This is a genomic window from Flavobacterium rhamnosi (assembly GCF_048286515.1).
Lineage (GTDB): Bacteria > Bacteroidota > Bacteroidia > Flavobacteriales > Flavobacteriaceae > Flavobacterium.
On sequence record NZ_JBLVPS010000029.1, the window covers coordinates 1 to 17,313 of the forward strand.

Sequence of the window (17,313 nt, forward strand, 5' to 3'; positions counted from 1 at the left end):
GGTCAACCGTTCTGATTAAATTTTGAGTAACATTGATTGTGTTTCCACAAGCATCCGTTACACTGTATGTTCTGATTGTAGTTTCAGTACAACCCACTAAAGCAGGAGCACTATCACTAACGAAAGCCACAACCGGAGTTGAGCAGGCATCGGCCTCATCAGTCACTACAGCAGTATCTGCAGCAGGGAAAGTTCCGTTGCAACCGCTAAGAGTAATGGCAGCAGGGTTAGAAGCTGTCGGAGCATTATTGTCTTGAACTGTTATGGTCTGACTTACTGTTACACTATGGTTGCCACTTCCATCTGTTGCATCCCAAGTGATTGTTTTACTATATGCACCTATACAATTACCAGGAGTTGTTATATCAGAAACAACATTTACAATAGCTGTTGAGCAATTATCTGTAGCTGTAGGAGCTGTGAATACAGGAAGTGCCGGACAATTGATTATTGTATTGCTACCAGCTGCAGAAATTGAAGGAGCAGTAGTATCCTCAACACTAACTGAAGAGGATTCAGAAATCTGCTCACACGAAGTTATTTCATTTTTTATTTTTACTTTGTAATTTCCATTGGCTGTAACAATAAGTGTTGAAGCTGTTTGTCCATTTATGGCAACGTCGTCTTTATACCAAACATAACTTGGTGAAACGGCATCTGTATTAGCAGTTAATAGAGTAGTTAAACAAGCACTCAATGTTCCGGTAACGGTTGCTGTAGGCAATGCATTGATGGTTGCTGTCACAGCAGTCCTGGTAGATGTGCAAGAATTTGCGGTTGCATCCACATAATAAATCTTAGTGGATGTGATGCTAGGAGTTATATACGAATTTCCAGTTGCTAAAGATGAGCCGCCAGTTGGATCGGCATACCAGTTAATTATTCCAGCAGAAGAGGTTGCTCCCAGCGTTACAGAGCCTGTTCCACAACCGGCTGAAGGTGTAGTCCCAGTTATTGTAGGCAAGCTACTTACCGTAATGTTAAAGGCACAAGATTTAGTTTTAACTACACCGCTTGGACTTGTATACGTCGCAACATATTGTAAATCATGTGATCCAACGGTATAAAAACCAGTATTTGGTCCTGTTACAGAAAAGTCAACACCTGCTGAACATCCGTCGTCATTCAAAATAGCTTTAACTGCAATAACTGTATCTCCTTTGTTTGCATTATTTGGTTTTGAACCGGTATAATGAAAAATAAATTTCAATCTATAAACTCCTGTTATATGAGTTGTGGTACCAATACCTGCATCAAAATCGGCAGCCCAACTATATGTTGAAGTAGCGCTGGTTACTGATTGAATAGATAAGGGGATATCAGGATGTGTTGCGTCACCCACTAAAACCAATTGAACAGAATAAGTTCCATTATTATAACTCGCGTCTATAGAAACATTAGTGTCATCTTCAATTATTAGATAAGGCGTAGTAACTTTCGAATCGTTTGAACTATCACCATCATTTCCCGAAAATAATTTTATATGTCCACCAGAACCGCCAACTCTTGAAATATAATTAAAATCCCAACAGTCGGAACTCAATAGTGACTCATTTAATTCAAACAACATTTGGAAATTTGCATTTGGATTACTGCCAATCGAACAATTTTGGGATATTGTAGGCGTTGTCCAAGTAAAATAAGCCCCAGACTGACCATTAACAACCACGTCGGCACATTTAAATTGGTCAGAAGGACAATTAACAATACTAATACAATCATCACCGTTTACAACACCTTGCGATTGCTGGGCATAAATATAATCCAAATCAAAAATGATCGTTGTAAAAACTAGTATGAATGAAGTAACGGATCTTAAAGTAATTTTTTTCATGATTTCTCATTTAATTTATTTGGGACAAAACAAAATAAGTTAATGCTTAAATGCTTGTATTCTTTACGAAACTACTTAGAATGATTTAATTATAATTTTTTTTTCTACCAATAACCTAAATACTCGTTGAAACGACATTTTTTGTTAAAAAAAATTAAAAAAAAAAGCATATACCTGACTTTTTTAAGATAGTTTTTAATTCTCGTATAATTTTTAGATAAAATTTTAACATTTCAAATCTATAATTTAAATTAACATTAACAAATAAAAAGTAAGAATAAACAGTTAAAGTATTGATTATCTGAAGGTATGTTTGTTTTTTTTGTAGGTATATTTGTATTTTTACTTGAATCTTTTTTGTTGTTTTGTAAGATTAGTATTCGTAAATATACTATATTTTGTATTATTTCTATCTGAATAAATAATTGCATTTAAAATAAATTTTGTAATTTGTAATCTTAAATAAATTGATGAAGGTTATTGGTAAATAAAAATTTTGGATTATGAAAAATTTAATATTAGTACGGCATGCAAAATCAAGTTGGGAAGCCCCTTTGCATGACAAGGATAGACCTTTAACAAATCAAGGAATGAAAGATGCACATCTTGTTTCCTCTTATATAAGTGATTTTATTCCTAAGACATATATGATTTGGAGTAGCTCAGCAGAAAGAGCCTCAGAAACAGCAATGATTTTTGCCCAAAATATATCTTATCCGATTGAAAGTATTGATTATAAAGATGAGCTTTACACTTTTGATGAAAATAAATTAGAGAAAGTTGTTAAATCTTGCAATAATGGTATAGAAAATGTTATTCTTTTTGGACATAATGAGGCCATTACAAATTTTGTTAATAAATTTGGAGATGCATTTATTACTAATGTTCCTACAGCTGGGTTTGTATCTCTACAATTTGATACAGATGACTGGGATAAAATTAAAAAAGGCAAAACTCAAAAAATAATATTCCCCAAGGATTTAAAATAAATAAAGTGTTAGAACATAGATATATTGATAGAGAAAAAAGTTGGTTAGCGTTTAATGCAAGAGTACTTCAGGAAGCTGCAGATGATTCCGTACCATTATTGGACAGATTACGATTTTTAGGTATTTTTTCGAATAATCTCGATGAGTTTTTTAGAGTTCGTTTTGCCGCTATTAGAAGATTAAGTCTCTCAGGAATATCTGGAGAGAAATATCTTGGCGGTATTTCGGCGCAACAATTAGTGAAAGATATTACTGAAATAGTAATTCAGCAACAATCCGAAAGTTTACGAATTTTAAATGACATTGAAACAAAACTTGGAAAAGAAAACATATTCATTATTAATGAAAATGAAATTTCAAGAGAACAAGAAAATTTTTTAAAAGACTTTTTTATTCAAAAATTAAGTCCGGAATTAGTTACGATAATATTAAATGATTTAGCGGAGTTCCCATTGTTAAAGGATACTTTAGGATATTTAGCGGTCAAATTAGTTATGAATCGAAGTAATGAGGTTCGCTATGCAGTGATTGAAATTCCGAAGACAATTAATCGATTTGTTGTTTTGCCATCTAAAAATGAAAAGCAATATATAATACTACTTGATGATGTAATTAGGCATAATTTGAGTAGTATTTTTAATATTTTCGATTATGAAAGTGTTTCGGCTCACATGATTAAAATTACTAGAGATGCACAATTAGATATTGATAGTGATTTAAGTAAAAGTATGATTGAAAAAATTTCTACAAGTGTTAAAGATAGAAGAATAGGAGAACCCGTTCGTTTTATTTATGATCAGTTGATAGAAAAAGACACGCTTCAATTTTTTCTGGATAAAATGAAAATAGTTTCGACTGACAGTATTATTCCTGGTGGCAGGTATCATAACAGACGTGATTATATGAATTTTCCAAATCTTGGTAGATTCGATTTATTATATCAAACAAATGAACCTTTGCCAATTCCGGGATTAAGTCTTCAAGGAAGTATATTAGAAAAAATAAGTACTAAAGATTATCTGTTAAATGCACCATATCAATCTTTTTCTTATCTCACTAAATTTTTACGTGAAGCAGCACTTGATCCAAAAGTAACCTCCATAAAAATTACATTATACCGTTTGGCAAAAAATTCTCAGATAATTAGTTCTCTGATTAATGCCGCCAAAAACGGAAAAAAAGTGACTGTTCAAATCGAATTGCAAGCGCGTTTTGATGAAGCTTCTAATATTTCGTATGCAGAGCAAATGAAAACGGAAGGTATTGAACTTATTTTTGGAATAAAAGGACTAAAAGTACACAGTAAAATATGCGTTATTGAAAGAACTGAAAATGATAAAATAAAACGTTATGGTTTTATTTCTACAGGTAATTTCAATGAATCTACAGCAAAAGTATATACAGATGTGACTCTTTTTACAAGTCATCAACAGATTCTCAAAGACATTACAAAAATTTTCGAGTTCTTTGATATTAATTATCGTGTGCATCGTTACAAGCATCTTATTGTTTCTCCTCATTATACCCGAACACGATTCTACAAACTAATAGACCGGGAAATTTTGCATGCATCGGCAGGTAGAAAGACGCATATAAAGCTGAAAATGAATAGTCTGTCAGATTTTAAAATGATCGATAAGTTATATGAGGCCAGTAATGCTGGCGTAAAAATACAACTAGAAATTAGAGGTATTTGTTCATTGATACCAGGAATTCCAGGGATGAGCGAAAACATAGAAGCAATAAGTATTGTTGATAATTATCTGGAACATTCCAGAATTTATATTTTTGGAAATGCCGGTCAAACGGAAGTTTATATTTCGTCGGCAGATTTTATGACCAGAAATCTGGACGGTAGAGTAGAAGTTACTTGCCCCATTTATGATCAGGAAATTAAAAGTGAGCTTATTGACAATTTTGATTTGGGTTGGAAAGGAAATGTAAAAGCGCGATATCATAGTTATAAATTAGATAATAAATACAGGGTAAGAAAGCATGATCCTGTTTTTAGAGCTCAATTAGAGACTTATAGGTACTATCAAAATAAAATTGATGTCTTAGAAGAAATTGTTTAAAAATGGTTTCATATTTGCTATTGTCCTCGAATTAAATAAGAAACTAAATTAAAATCATAGATTAGGAATGATTAAATTAAAAAAATATGCTGCAATAGATATCGGTTCAAATGCGATGCGTTTATTGGTTGTAAATATTGTTGAGCAAGATGGAAAAGAGCCTCAGTTCAATAAAAGTTCACTTGTACGTGTGCCAATTCGTTTGGGACAAGATGCTTTTACGGTAGGTGAAATTTCAGTAGAGAATATGGAAAGGATGTGTGATGCCATGAAAGCATTCAACCTCTTGATGAAAGTGCATAAAGTAGAACGCTATATGGCATTTGCGACTTCAGCGATGCGTGAAGCCTACAATGGTAAGGAAGTGGTTGCAATGATTAAGAAAAAAGCAGATATCAAAATAGAAATAATCGATGGGAAAAAGGAAGCGGCAATTATTGCTTCAACTGATTTACATCATCTATTAAAAACAGATCAAACGTATCTTTTTGTGGATGTTGGTGGTGGAAGTACTGAATTTACGTTATTTTCGAATGGTAAAATGATAAATTCCAGATCATTCAAAGCAGGGACAGTACGCTTACTAAATGATATGGTATGTGACGTTGTTTGGGATGAAATTGAAAAATGGATTAAAACAAATACGCATGAATATGACGAAGTAACTCTGATAGGCTCCGGCGGAAATATTAATAAGATCTTCAAAATGTCAGGAAAAATGCAAGAAAAGCCTTTGTCTTACATTTACATGAATTCCCAGTATGCTTTCTTGAACTCACTTTCCTATGAACAAAGAATTTCAGAATTAGGATTGAATCCCGATCGTGCTGACGTAATTCTTCCCGCGACTAGAATTTATCTTAATGCAATGAAATGGAGTGGCGCCAGGAATATTTATGTCCCTAAAATTGGACTTTCGGATGGGATTGTAAAAGCGATGTATTACGGTAAAATATAATTTAAAAATGAATAAAAACAGATTAGAAGCTTTTAGTGACGGTGTTTTGGCTATTATAATTACTATTATGATCCTGGAGATAAAAGTTCCGGAAGGAGAAAATTTTAGCGATTTGCAAGCATTATTCCCCAAGTTTTTAAGCTACATATTAAGTTTTGTTTATGTAGGCATATACTGGAATAATCATCATCACATGCTGCAAAGTATTACCAAAGTAAATGGTAAAATACTTTGGGCAAATCTTCATTTGTTATTCTGGCTGTCATTAATTCCAGTCTCAACCGGATGGATGGGAGAACACAATTTTGCCAAAGCGACCATTACGTTGTATGGCATAATTCTTTTTTTCGCTGCAATAGCTTTTTGGATCCTTCAAAATATAATTATCGCTACTGAAGGAGAAAATTCAATATTAGCAAAAGCACTTGGAGAAAATTTTAAAGGAAAAATCTCTAACATATTATATTTAAGCGCAATAGTGATTTCTTTTTTTTATGAGATTGTAGCTGCTTTTATTTATATAATAGTTGCCATAATTTGGCTTGTACCCGATAAAAGAATTGAAAAAATTATCAATTCTAATGGGTAATCTTACGGCATAAGATTAAGCATCTAAATCTAATCCAAATGTTGTGCGTAAGAGTTCAATATTTGGATTTATTTCATGAAGCCTATTGTATCTGTCTTGGTCATTGAAGCTTCTTTTGCTCTCAATACTTTCATTCACAATTACTTCTATTGTGATGTCATGATTGTGTAAATGACCTTTTAAATGACCCAAAAGTCCATTCAGTTCCTTTTCAAAATCTAATTTAGAACCTTCATTTGGTAATTCAATTGAGATCGCAGTTCCATTTAATTTAGGGTCGTTAATAAGCAATAACGATTCCATAATTTTATATCCTTTATCTCCTAGACGTTGTGCATACTTGTTCCAATTCAATAACATTTCAGTTTCAGTGAAAGTTTCTGTTGGCAAATGAACAGCTTCTTTTACGATTCCTTTACTGCTTTCTTCTAATGCTTTTTTGGCACGAATACTGGCTAATGAAAAAGCAGAAACCTTTGGTTCATTGGATTGTGGAATGTCAATTTTTACTGGAGTAGGAGCAGAAATTGCAGGTGTAATAACGATAGCTTCCTGCTCTTTTTCTTGAAGCTTCTCAGCAATGGGACTGCTTGCGATACTTTCAGTTTTAGGGCTTTGCTTTACCTGTTGACCTTGATTCGAGTCTTCAATCGAATAATCATTTTTTCTAAAATAAGTAGGAGGAATTATAAATTGCTCAACTTTTTTTTTTCTCCATCAAAAGTGATAGAGGCTAGTTGCATCAAACAAAGTTCAACAAGAAGGCGTTGATTTTGACTCAGTTTATATTTCAAATCACAATCGTTTGCAATTTCAATTCCTTTTAAAAGAAAGTCTTGACTGCATTTTTGCGCTTGCACACCATATAATTTTTGCGCTTGCTCTCCAACTTCCAGTAACGATAAGGTAGAGGGTGTTTTAGAAACTAATAAATCCCTAAAATGCGATGCTAACCCTGATACAAAATGATGAGCATCAAATCCTTTTGAAAGGATATCGTTGAAAGCGATTAATAAATCTGGAATTTTGTTTTCCAAAATTAAGTCGGTTACATTGATATAGGTTTCATAGTCGAGTACATTCAGGTTTTCTGTGACAGCTTGACGCGTTAAGTCTTTTCCACAAAAGGAAACCACCCTGTCAAAAATGGACAAAGCATCGCGCATTGCTCCATCAGCTTTTTGGGCAATAATATGCAAGGCATCATCTTCAAAATTTACACCTTGACTTGTGGCAACTTCAGCAAGATGCTCTTTTGCATCTTTTACAGTAATTCTTTTGAAATCAAATATCTGACAACGCGACAATATTGTCGGAATAATTTTATGTTTTTCGGTCGTAGCCAATATAAAAATGGCATGCTTTGGCGGTTCTTCCAATGTTTTTAAGAAAGCATTAAAAGCTGCCGAAGACAACATGTGAACCTCATCTATAATATACACTTTGTATTGTCCCGTTTGTGGCGGAATACGAACTTGGTCAATTAGATTCCTGATATCATCCACAGAGTTGTTGGAAGCAGCATCCAATTCGAAAACATTAAAGGCAAAATCTTCATTTGGATCATCATACCCAGGCTGATTTATTTTTCGAGCCAAAATACGGGCACAAGTTGTTTTTCCTACACCACGAGGTCCTGTAAACAATAGGGCAGAAGCAAGGTGATTGCTTTCTATGGCATTCAATAAAGTATTGGTAATGGCTTTTTGCCCTACAACATCTTTAAATGTTTGAGGACGATATTTACGAGCCGATACAACAAATTGTTCCATAGAATTTTTATTCGAAAGCAAATATAGGTTTTAATTTAAAGATGGAAAAATTTGCAGCTTGAAAGATTTTATAATTTTTAAAATGGTTTTAATTTCTTGGATTCGATAGCCCAGACAGAAGAGGAAATCATGATGTGACGGCTTTTGGTATATAAGATTTCTTTACTGTGTTTTTTATTTTCACAGAAGTGCAGAGAATTTCATTTGTAACGGATAGCCGGAAATAGGACTAATTAAATTATAATTCAAAAGTAAATCATTTATAAATTTCAAGTTTATTTTTACACTCGAAATCGGGCACCATTCCCGTTTTTAACTAAAGACTTTTTTTGAAGTATTCAAAAATTTTAAACCTGATAAGGGATATTCCGGTATTCCTTTTTGTTGTATTAATACTTTAAATTTTGTTCCCATATCGATCAGTAATCTATAATTTATGACGGATTCCTGTAGGGCCAATTCCAAATTGTCTGATTTATTTAAAGTTAGATTTTGATATTCTTTAATGCCAAGTGCCAGTAAAAATTGGGCTTGATCTACTATTCCGCAACATTCCAATCCGAACTGCTCGCCCCAGTAAGAAAGAGCGGAAAAGTTAATGTGCGTTGTAATGTCTTGTTGGCCAATTGATAAATAGGGATTGTCGTTTTTTTGATGTTTATAATAGCATAAGAGGGTCCCAGAACCTCTGTGGCTGTTGTATAATTCAGTGGACAAAGAACCGTAGTCGATGGTTATTACGTAGCCTCTCTGTAAAGATTGCGAAACTTCTTTTATCCATGATACTGCTTCTAGATTGACTTCGGTAAGATACCCCTTTGGTAATTGTATATTTAATGCAGTAAAATAGTCAACAAGTTCTTTTTTTGCAGGTTTCAAAATTTCAATAAAATTATCTTTATAGTCAACGAATATTTCTTTAAGCTGATCCTGCATAAATACCTGATGAACTGAAAAATTATCGATGAGTTCATTGGATAGAATGCAGCCATTAATTTTAGGAATGTCCCGAATTGAATTGTACCATCTTACTTTTTCATGTAAATGTTTTTTTTGTATTTCTCGCATGTTTGAGCTTTTTTCAATAATGCAATAAATTACGTTATCATACAAAGAGTTATTATTTTTTAAATAGTCTAAAATATCGTGACATAATAAACCGGTTCCAGCACCATATTCAACAATTGTAAAAGGTTTTTTTTCTAAGTTTCGCCACATTTCTTCAATTTGACGGCCTATCATGGCACCAAAAGCAGCGGTAAGATTTGCGCTAGTGTAAAAATCACCATTTGCACCGATTTTGTCTTGCGTGGAATTATAATATCCTAATTCTGGATAATACAATGCCATTTCCATAAAATCCCGAAAAGAGATTGGACCATCTTTCTTGATTCGTTCTTTTATTATTTGGGATAACTGCATAGAACTTACTAATTAAATTTTTGAGAAAACCCTAAAAATAAAGTTCTTTGTCTAAAGAGAGTTATAAGAAAATTATAGATTACATTGCCCGCTGCTTTCGATACATAACTTTTCCAAAACAAGTGCTGCATCATTATTCGAATTTGCCGAAAAGCCAGCGACAAAAACTCCTTTTTCGCCTGAATCGGAAGTAATTCCATAAACTACCGATTCTTCGCCTGGATCTGCATCCCCTTCGTAACGATAGACGTGTTTTACTTCAAATTTGTGCGGATTTGCTTTAATATCATCTTGATGGATATTAAAGTCATAGGTAAAGCCTTTTTCTTTTAAATCTTCTAAGGCTTCTAAAACTGTTGTATAATGGTATGTTGGTTTCATGATTTATGGAATTTAAATGTTATTTATAAAGATAACTATTTTATTTTTAAGCGCTTGCAAAAGACATGTTAAAGTAGATAGTCAAAAATTGACATCCGTCAAAAAATATCGTAAATTCGCAGCGCAGACCGCCTTATCGTCGTTTTGAGAAATCAAAAGGGAGGAAAGTCCGGACACCATAGGGAAGCATAGCGGGTAACCCCCGTCGGTTCGAGCAATCGGATTAGGACAAGTGCAACAGAAAGTATGTACAGGTAATGCTGTAGTGAAACCAGGTAAACTCTATGCGGTGAAATATCAAGTATATCAGCATTTAAGGGCTTCTCGTCCGTTGTTGAAGGGTAGATAGCTTGAACTTATGAGTAATTGTAAGTCTAGATAAATGATAAGGCTCCGATTTTTTCGGGGACAGAATCCGGCTTATAGGTCTGCATTTTTTTTTACTATCTTATTTGTTTCTTGTATTAATTTAGTAAAAAAAGTAAAATTTTTCTTTTATGAAAACAAGAATAGGGATTTTAGGATTGGGTGGGGTAGGCGGTTATTTCGGAGGATTATTAGCAAAAGCGTATTCTGATTCTGATGCAATAGAAATTGTATTTATTTCTCGTGGTGCAACTCAAAAAGCACTAAAAGAAAATGGTTTAAAAATTATTTCAGATGAAAGTGAAATGATTGCTTTTCCACATTTGGTTTCAAATAATCCTGAAGAAATAGGCAAACTCGACTATCTTATCTGTGCTACTAAAACCTATGATATTGAAAGCAGTTTAGAATCGATAAAGAACTGCATCACGCCAAAAACGATTATTCTTCCTTTATATAATGGTGTTGATGCCACCGAACGGATACAAAAACTGTTTCCTGAAAATAACGTTTTACAAGGTTGTGTTTATATTGTCTCGATGATTGTATCTCCTGGGGTTATTAAGAAAATAGGCCACTATGAAAAGTTATTTTTTGGTTCTAAAAATAGTCCGATTTCAAAACTAAATGATTTACAATCCATTTTTAAAAAGGCTTCTGTCGAAAGTTATCTTGTAGAAAATATTGAAGAAACGGTTTGGGAAAAATTTATTTTTATTTCAGCCTTGGCTTCAGCAACTTCCTATTTGAATCAAAACATTGGAGGAATTTTAAATAATCCCACTAGCAAAGCAATTTATAGTTCACTTTTAAATGAGATTAGTTCTGTCGCTGCCGCAAAGGGATTAGCGCTGCCAAAAGATATTGTAGCTCAGACGATTGCCAAACTTGAAAAATCTCCTCAAGACGCCACTTCATCAATGCACAGAGATTTCGTGGCAGGAAGAAGCACTGAAGTAACTTCTTTGACAAAATATGTTGTGGATCAAGCAGTGAATTATGGTGTTACGACACCTGTATATCGAATGATACTGGAGAAGTTGTTGCGTTAAAACTAAAAATTTATTTTTCGATCTTAAATTCCAATCCAATATTTCGAATGCTTTCAATACTAATTCGAGAATCATCTTTGAAATATTTCCGAATTTTACTGATGTAGACATCCATGCTTCTTCCGGAAAAGAAATCAGTAGTGCCCCAAATGGTTTTTAGGATTTGTTCTCTTTTTACCATCTGGTTTTTATGGATATAAAAAAAATGGATAAGAGCCGCTTCTTTCTCTGTGAGTTGTTGTGTTCTGCAACTGTTTTTTAGAGATAGACGCTTAGTATCGAAAAGATAAGAAGCAATTTGTAATTCATCAATTTGCGAAAAAAGAATTTGTTTTTGTAGGCTTCTTTTTAAAATATTATTCAATCGTAAAACAAGTTCTTCAGCCTCAAAAGGTTTTACAATATAATCATCAGCTCCCAATTTTAATCCGATAACTCTATCTTCTTTTAATTTTCTTGCCGTTAGAAAAACAAAAGGAATTTCAGGTTTGATTTTGATAATTTTTTCAGCAAGTGTAAATCCATCCATTTTTGGCATCATGATATCAAAAACGCAAATGTCGAAGGTCGCTGATTGCAATAGCATCAAGGCTTCTTCTCCATCTTCTGCACAAGTGACATTATAATCATACAATTCTAGATATTGTTTGAGAACGCTCGCAAAATCAGTATCATCTTCGGCTAAAAGTATTTTTTTCAATTGGAAAATTTATTAGACTTTAAATATAATAGTAAATATAGATCCTTTTCCTAAATCGCTGATGACAGCAATCGAACCTTGGTGCGCTTTTATGATTTGATTTACATAATAAAGGCCTAATCCCAGTCCTTTTGCATTATGTAAATTACCTTGCTCGACTCTGTAAAACTTATCAAATAATAGCGATTGTTTGTTTTTAGAAATCCCAATTCCATTGTCTTTAATGCTTATGTTAAATTGGTTTTTGATTAATTCTGTTTTAATGGTAATCGTGCTGCTGCCATATTTTGCAGAATTTTCAAGTACGTTTTGGATGGCTGTTGTTAAATGAAATTGGTCTAGTAATAAATTGGTCTTTTGTGTATTGAAGTCGATTATGACATTGATTTTTGGATATAAAATTTTGAAATCTCCTATAATTGGAGTCAAAAAAGTCTCCGAATCAATTTTTTCTTTTTGTAATTCAATTTCATTTACACCCAGTGAATAAGATATTACTTGGTCAATCAAATTTTGCAAACGATTGTTCTGACGCGAAATTGTGTGAAGAATAGTGTTGAATTGGACTTCATTCTCCCGAATGTCTTTTCGTTCCAGTATTTTGGTGGAAATCCCCAAAGTTGTCAGTGGTGTTTTGAGCTCGTGAGTGATGTTATTGATAAAATCAGTTTTTACATCATTCACTTTTTTTTGTTTGATTAATGCTTTAATACCAATTACAAAAAGAGTTGTTAATGTTAGAATAGAAAGTAGCGATAAGAATAAAACCATTCTCATTCTTTTTAGAATTATGGTTTCCCAATTAATTACAGCAACATACATTGAATCTTCCGTAAGTAATTTGTATTCCTGCATTTGGGAGGAACCATTTATTGTTCCAACATAATTTCGGACTAAAAACGCATTGTTCAAGGAAGCCAAATTCCCATACAATTTATTTTTAAAAAGTGGTTTTTCCGAAAAGATAGTGTCTGCTTTTTTTCGACCGTTATAAATGATGAACTTGTTAAGAACAATAGCAAACTCAATAGAAATATTTGGGATTTCTCGCTCAAATTTAAGTTGTAGTTTTCGTGTCAATTCGCCTCTGAATTTGTTTTGAAGCAAAGTATTTTTGATTTCAAATTTATTTTTTTTGTTCTGAATAAAATGCTCCGCCAATTGTTTATAAAACAAATCTTTTTTATAAACAATCGTCGAATCAATATCACTATAATCATTCGAAATAGTACCAATTTCCTCTTTGATTTCCGAGTGAAACTGAGCCACTTTGTAATCGTAGGCCGTCTTCACCAAATACCATTGTACAACCGACAATGTGATCAAAGCGATAACCGAAAACGCAATTAATAAATTGATTTTTTGTTTCATTTATTGAAAAATTCAAATCAAAAATAGGTGTTTTATTATTCAATCCAGGTATTAACCTCGCATTAACCTTCGATTAACTTAGACTTTTGGTATTTAGTAGCATTTTTGCCATGTTTCACACCTAACAACAAATTTATATGAAAAGCATCGCAAGTATTAAAAATGGCATTATTGCGATTTGCCTTTTTATAACAGGATTTGGCTATGGACAAAATGGGATCTCAAAAGACAGTACTTCTACTAAATTAAACGAAGTAACTGTTAGTCGTGAAAGCAAACTTTTTACGCACAAAAATGGAAATATTAAAGTTGATATTGCTAATTCAGTATATAATTCAATTCCTAATACAATAGATTTATTATCTAAATTTCCCGGCATTCAGCTGAGTATTGACAAAGAAAGTATTATGGTTATTGGAAAAGGGAATCCACTATTGTACATAGACAATCAAAAAGTAGGAATAAATGATTTGAATGCGTTGCCAGTTGATGCAATTAAAACCATTGAAATCGTAAATAATCCTTCTTCGAAATATGAAGCAGCCGGAAGAGTTGTTATTTTGATTACAAGAAAGTTTAGTAAAAAAGAGGGTTTTAAAACTACTATATCCGAAGTGGTATCTTTTAAAAAGTATTTCAACAATTATTTTGGGGTTACTTCCAGTTTAAAGAAAAACAAATTTGAGTTCAAAACAAATTTCAACTACAATCAACTTAAAATATGGGAAAGCAACGGCAATGACTTTACGATTCCTACAAATGCTATTATTTCAAATTATCGGGTTACAGCAGTTACCAAACGCCCACAATTTATTTTTGGAGGAGGCGTTTTTTATAAAATTAATGAAGAGGATTATTTGTCTTTAAATTTTAGTAGAAAAGACCAAAAAGATAATTTTGATATCAAAACAGAAACGTATAATAAGCAGCAAAGTACGATTAATACAGTCAATACTTTGAATGTTAATGATGAATCTCGAAACTTTTCTAATGGATTCATAAACTACAATCATAAAATAAAAAGTATCAATGGGATTTTATTTTCAGGCTTTCAATATTCCAGGTTCAATCAGGAAGTTGCCAGTATTATTTTTAATAATTACAATGATACTAGTTTTGAATTATCTCAAAATAGAAATCAAAAAATACGTATTGCTGTTTATTCTGGAAGAGCAGATTTCGAAAAAGAGTTTAAAAACAAAATGAAGGTGGAACTCGGAACACTTTACCTCCAGGCAAATCCGAATACTGACTTCTTAATAGAAAATGTAAATCCAGGCAGTATTCTACATTCTATCTACAAGTATAAAGAAACTAATATTGCGGTGTACTCACAACTCTTCGGAAATATCAAGAAAGTAAATTATTCCTTTGGTTTACGTGTTGAAAATACCATAGCAAAAGGAAAATTTCAATCAGACAACGCTTTATTAGTCGATAAAAATTACATCAATTTGTTTCCAAAAGTTGCAATCGAAATTCCAATGAACAGTGAAACTATAAATTTTAATTATGCGAAAAGTATTTCAAGACCAAACTTTTCTACGACAAGTCAAGTTTCAGCCTACATAAATCCCTATTTTGTTTGGTCTAATAATATCAATCTGGATCCAACAATTACAGATGAAGTCGCTTTAAGCTATCACTATAAAGACAAATCTATAAAAGTGAGTTATAACAAAATCAAGAATCCAATTTATTACGGTTCATCTTATGATGCTTCTCAAAATGTATTGACTTTTCAAAATACGAATTTTGAAAAAGAAACAGGTTTTAACTTAGAGTTTATTGTTCCATTCAAATATAGATTTTGGACCGCAACCAATACTTTAAATTTTACCTTCAGTAAAATTGAAGATAAACAAGCTGTTACAAATGACGCCAAACCATATTTATATTACTATAGCAATCACTCGTTCAAGTTGCCAAAAGAAATAGAAGTAGCATTAACAGGCTGGGGCCTGACCAGACAGCAGCAAGGGGTTTTTGAAAAAAGTGCTTTGTTTACAATGGATTTCATAGTTTCTAAAACACTCTTTAAGCACTTTGATTGTTCTTTAAGTTATAATGATATTTTTAGACAAATGAAATTTCATGAAAGCTTTACGATAAACAACATTGCTGCAAAAGGAATATATTATACCGATTCAAATTTAGTTTCCTGTTCCGTAAAGTATTCCTTTGGAAAAATAAAAAATACCGAATTTAAGGAGAAAGATATTGATGAAAATTCGAATCGGATTCGGTAAATTAGTTTTTTATTTTCTGTTTTGCAGCGAATCGGGATTACTCTTCTTCGCCATCATTTTGGTCTGATTCGTTTTCAGAATACTCGTCTTCATTGCTAGAACCTATTTCGAAAAAACTAAAAATTGAACCGCCGTAACTTTTCTGGAACGAAAAGTGAATCATGTGATCCAGTTTAGTATATTTCGAATGCTCTATTACCATCATTCCTTCATCATTAAGCAATTCTTTTTCGAAAACTAATAGAATTATTTTTTCGAAAGTTTTTTGGTCCAAAGCATATGGAGGATCTGCAAAAATAATATCGTAAGATGTTTTGCATCTTTCTAAATAAGTGAAAACATCACTTTTTGTGGCAGCAATATTAAAATCATATTCGGCAGCGACTTGCTTTATGAATTTTACACAACCAAAATCCCCATCAACAGAAGTAATTGGTGTACTTCCTCTTGAAGCAAATTCATAACTTATATTTCCGGTTCCTGAGAATAAATCTAAAATTTTAAGTCCTTCAAAACTGAAATGGTTATTCAAAACATTGAATAATGCTTCTTTGGACATATCCGTTGTGGGACGTACGGGTAAGCCTTTTGGTGGAAAAATGCGTCTTCCTTTGTATTTTCCTGAAATGATTCTCATGAGTTGAAAAGTATAAAATGATTTCTGTTTTCGGCCTCAGAAAAATAATTGTTCCATCGCAAATCTTCCACATCTATAAGTGAAACGTTGCGAATGTATTTGTAAGCGATTTTAAAATAATCACTTTCGGTATCAATATTTCCGATTAATTCCAATGGGAAGTTTTCGGGATTTAAATTCAATTGTTCGGCTGTAAATAAAATATAATATAAGAAGTCCTCCGGCGTGGTATATTCGAAAGAGTTAAAAAGTAGTAGTTTTTGATTCTGGACTACGATAATTTCAAAATGACCGGTATTAACATAGACAAACATTTTTTTCTCATCCTTGTTTTTAGAGGAAACTAATAATTTGGAAATCAAGATGCTATTAGCATGTTTGTACTCAAAAGAACCAAATTGGTCAATAAAAAAATTATTGATATTCACATACGGAATATAAACCGCATTCATCTGGTAGTTTGGGATTTCATCAAAAGCAAAAAAATCAGTTTCAAAAACCTTGGTATTGTATTGCAAATAGCTACCTAAAAAGTTTTCTTCAAAAAGCGCTGTGGGGACAAATGTTGAAAGATTATTATTGTGAATCACTAAAATATCATCATAGAAATCCTTTAATTCAGGATAGTTTCTGAAAGCATCAGCAAACAAATCTTCAATTTTTGTAGCTTTATGAAAGGTTTCAAAATGCACTTCGTTAAATGAAGTCACCGTATTGTTTAGCGTGTCAAAACAACAAAAAGAAAGCCCAGTCAAAGAAACTTGAATGGACAGTCTTTTATATTTTTTTTCGGTGATGTTCGTGTTTTGTATTGACATAATTTGATTTTCAAATCCATTTATACCTTATATATTCTACAAGAATTAAATGCGGTGACAAACTTACAATTTTTTTTGATTCTAATGCCAATTTATGCGA

16 protein-coding genes and 1 other RNA gene are annotated in these 17,313 nt (G+C 32.5%); 8 read left to right on the plus strand and 9 right to left on the minus strand.

Annotated elements, in window-relative coordinates; translation table 11 throughout:
* The coding region (locus tag ACNQGN_RS17015; RefSeq protein WP_417989029.1) for an immunoglobulin domain-containing protein at positions 1–1,834 on the minus strand (1,834 nt) is incomplete at its 3' end.
* A 503-nt stretch (positions 1,835–2,337) separates the two neighbouring features.
* On the opposite strand from ACNQGN_RS17015, the gene ACNQGN_RS17020 reads away from it, so the two are divergent.
* The 4 genes from ACNQGN_RS17020 to ACNQGN_RS17035 all read left to right on the plus strand — a co-directional run bounded on the left by ACNQGN_RS17020 (position 2,338) and on the right by ACNQGN_RS17035 (position 6,445).
* The gene (locus ACNQGN_RS17020; protein WP_417989030.1) at positions 2,338–2,823 is read left to right on the plus strand and encodes a SixA phosphatase family protein; all 486 of its coding nucleotides are present in this window, start codon (positions 2,338–2,340) and stop codon (positions 2,821–2,823) included.
* A 5-nt stretch (positions 2,824–2,828) separates the two neighbouring features.
* Positions 2,829–4,898 (plus strand): polyphosphate kinase 1, encoded by a 2,070-nt coding sequence (gene ppk1 / locus ACNQGN_RS17025; protein WP_417989031.1) that lies wholly within the window; start codon positions 2,829–2,831, stop codon positions 4,896–4,898.
* A gap of 67 nt (positions 4,899–4,965) precedes the next feature.
* The gene (locus tag ACNQGN_RS17030) at positions 4,966–5,856 is read left to right on the plus strand and encodes a Ppx/GppA phosphatase family protein (protein WP_417989032.1); all 891 of its coding nucleotides are present in this window, start codon (positions 4,966–4,968) and stop codon (positions 5,854–5,856) included.
* Between the two features lie 7 nt (positions 5,857–5,863).
* Positions 5,864–6,445 carry a TMEM175 family protein gene (locus ACNQGN_RS17035; RefSeq protein ID WP_417989033.1) on the plus strand — a complete coding sequence of 194 codons (582 nt, stop codon included), beginning with the start codon at positions 5,864–5,866 and terminating at the stop codon, positions 6,443–6,445.
* Between the two features lie 15 nt (positions 6,446–6,460).
* On the opposite strand, the gene ACNQGN_RS17040 is transcribed toward ACNQGN_RS17035, so the two are convergent.
* Positions 6,461–6,835, minus strand: a complete 375-nt coding sequence (locus tag ACNQGN_RS17040; RefSeq protein WP_417989034.1) for a DNA polymerase III — start codon at positions 6,833–6,835, stop codon at positions 6,461–6,463.
* A 49-nt stretch (positions 6,836–6,884) separates the two neighbouring features.
* Here ACNQGN_RS17040 and ACNQGN_RS17045 point away from each other — a divergent pair, with 49 nt between their 5' ends.
* On the plus strand, positions 6,885–7,013 hold the full coding sequence (locus tag ACNQGN_RS17045) for a hypothetical protein (protein WP_417989035.1): 129 nt from the start codon (positions 6,885–6,887) through the stop codon (positions 7,011–7,013).
* A gap of 118 nt (positions 7,014–7,131) precedes the next feature.
* On the opposite strand, the gene dnaX is transcribed toward ACNQGN_RS17045, so the two are convergent.
* The 3 genes from dnaX to ACNQGN_RS17060 all read right to left on the minus strand — a co-directional run bounded on the left by dnaX (position 7,132) and on the right by ACNQGN_RS17060 (position 10,020).
* Positions 7,132–8,217: a DNA polymerase III subunit gamma/tau gene (gene dnaX, locus ACNQGN_RS17050; RefSeq protein WP_417989036.1), complete on the minus strand. Its 1,086-nt coding sequence runs from the start codon at positions 8,215–8,217 to the stop codon at positions 7,132–7,134.
* 312 nt (positions 8,218–8,529) lie between these two features.
* Positions 8,530–9,639 carry a class I SAM-dependent methyltransferase gene (locus tag ACNQGN_RS17055; protein WP_417989037.1) on the minus strand — a complete coding sequence of 370 codons (1,110 nt, stop codon included), beginning with the start codon at positions 9,637–9,639 and terminating at the stop codon, positions 8,530–8,532.
* A 72-nt stretch (positions 9,640–9,711) separates the two neighbouring features.
* Positions 9,712–10,020, minus strand: a complete 309-nt coding sequence (locus ACNQGN_RS17060; RefSeq protein ID WP_417989038.1) for a hypothetical protein — start codon at positions 10,018–10,020, stop codon at positions 9,712–9,714.
* Between the two features lie 120 nt (positions 10,021–10,140).
* On the opposite strand from ACNQGN_RS17060, the gene rnpB reads away from it, so the two are divergent.
* Both rnpB and ACNQGN_RS17070 read left to right on the plus strand, forming a co-directional pair.
* Positions 10,141–10,459, plus strand: an RNA gene (rnpB, locus tag ACNQGN_RS17065) — RNase P RNA component class A.
* Between the two features lie 58 nt (positions 10,460–10,517).
* Complete coding sequence (locus ACNQGN_RS17070; protein ID WP_417989039.1) at positions 10,518–11,438, plus strand: ketopantoate reductase family protein; 921 nt, start codon at positions 10,518–10,520, stop codon at positions 11,436–11,438.
* A gap of 10 nt (positions 11,439–11,448) precedes the next feature.
* Here ACNQGN_RS17070 and ACNQGN_RS17075 read toward each other — a convergent pair whose 3' ends face one another.
* Complete coding sequence (locus ACNQGN_RS17075) at positions 11,449–12,138, minus strand: response regulator transcription factor (RefSeq protein WP_417989040.1); 690 nt, start codon at positions 12,136–12,138, stop codon at positions 11,449–11,451.
* A gap of 12 nt (positions 12,139–12,150) precedes the next feature.
* Complete coding sequence (locus tag ACNQGN_RS17080; RefSeq protein ID WP_417989041.1) at positions 12,151–13,509, minus strand: sensor histidine kinase; 1,359 nt, start codon at positions 13,507–13,509, stop codon at positions 12,151–12,153.
* Positions 13,510–13,646: 137 nt separating this feature from the next.
* Here ACNQGN_RS17080 and ACNQGN_RS17085 point away from each other — a divergent pair, with 137 nt between their 5' ends.
* Complete coding sequence (locus tag ACNQGN_RS17085; protein ID WP_417989042.1) at positions 13,647–15,758, plus strand: outer membrane beta-barrel protein; 2,112 nt, start codon at positions 13,647–13,649, stop codon at positions 15,756–15,758.
* Between the two features lie 37 nt (positions 15,759–15,795).
* On the opposite strand, the gene ACNQGN_RS17090 is transcribed toward ACNQGN_RS17085, so the two are convergent.
* Both ACNQGN_RS17090 and ACNQGN_RS17095 read right to left on the minus strand, forming a co-directional pair.
* The gene (locus ACNQGN_RS17090; protein WP_417989043.1) at positions 15,796–16,395 is read right to left on the minus strand and encodes an RsmD family RNA methyltransferase; all 600 of its coding nucleotides are present in this window, start codon (positions 16,393–16,395) and stop codon (positions 15,796–15,798) included.
* The gene (locus ACNQGN_RS17095) at positions 16,392–17,213 is read right to left on the minus strand and encodes a DUF3822 family protein (protein ID WP_417989044.1); all 822 of its coding nucleotides are present in this window, start codon (positions 17,211–17,213) and stop codon (positions 16,392–16,394) included. Before ACNQGN_RS17095 ends, ACNQGN_RS17090 begins: the two co-directional genes overlap by 4 nt.
* Positions 17,214–17,313 lie beyond the last annotated feature (100 nt).

Coding starts and splice junctions, on each gene's coding strand:
- ACNQGN_RS17030 (WP_417989032.1), top strand. CDS start 4,966: ATGATTAAATTAAAAAAATATGCTGCAATAGATATCGGTTCAAATGCG.
- ACNQGN_RS17020 (WP_417989030.1), top strand. CDS start 2,338: ATGAAAAATTTAATATTAGTACGGCATGCAAAATCAAGTTGGGAAGCC.
- ACNQGN_RS17055 (WP_417989037.1), bottom strand. CDS start 9,639: ATGCAGTTATCCCAAATAATAAAAGAACGAATCAAGAAAGATGGTCCA.
- ACNQGN_RS17090 (WP_417989043.1), bottom strand. CDS start 16,395: ATGAGAATCATTTCAGGAAAATACAAAGGAAGACGCATTTTTCCACCA.
- ACNQGN_RS17095 (WP_417989044.1), bottom strand. CDS start 17,213: ATGTCAATACAAAACACGAACATCACCGAAAAAAAATATAAAAGACTG.
- ACNQGN_RS17080 (WP_417989041.1), bottom strand. CDS start 13,509: ATGAAACAAAAAATCAATTTATTAATTGCGTTTTCGGTTATCGCTTTG.
- dnaX (WP_417989036.1), bottom strand. CDS start 8,217: ATGGAACAATTTGTTGTATCGGCTCGTAAATATCGTCCTCAAACATTT.
- ACNQGN_RS17060 (WP_417989038.1), bottom strand. CDS start 10,020: ATGAAACCAACATACCATTATACAACAGTTTTAGAAGCCTTAGAAGAT.
- ACNQGN_RS17035 (WP_417989033.1), top strand. CDS start 5,864: ATGAATAAAAACAGATTAGAAGCTTTTAGTGACGGTGTTTTGGCTATT.
- ACNQGN_RS17085 (WP_417989042.1), top strand. CDS start 13,647: ATGAAAAGCATCGCAAGTATTAAAAATGGCATTATTGCGATTTGCCTT.
- ACNQGN_RS17070 (WP_417989039.1), top strand. CDS start 10,518: ATGAAAACAAGAATAGGGATTTTAGGATTGGGTGGGGTAGGCGGTTAT.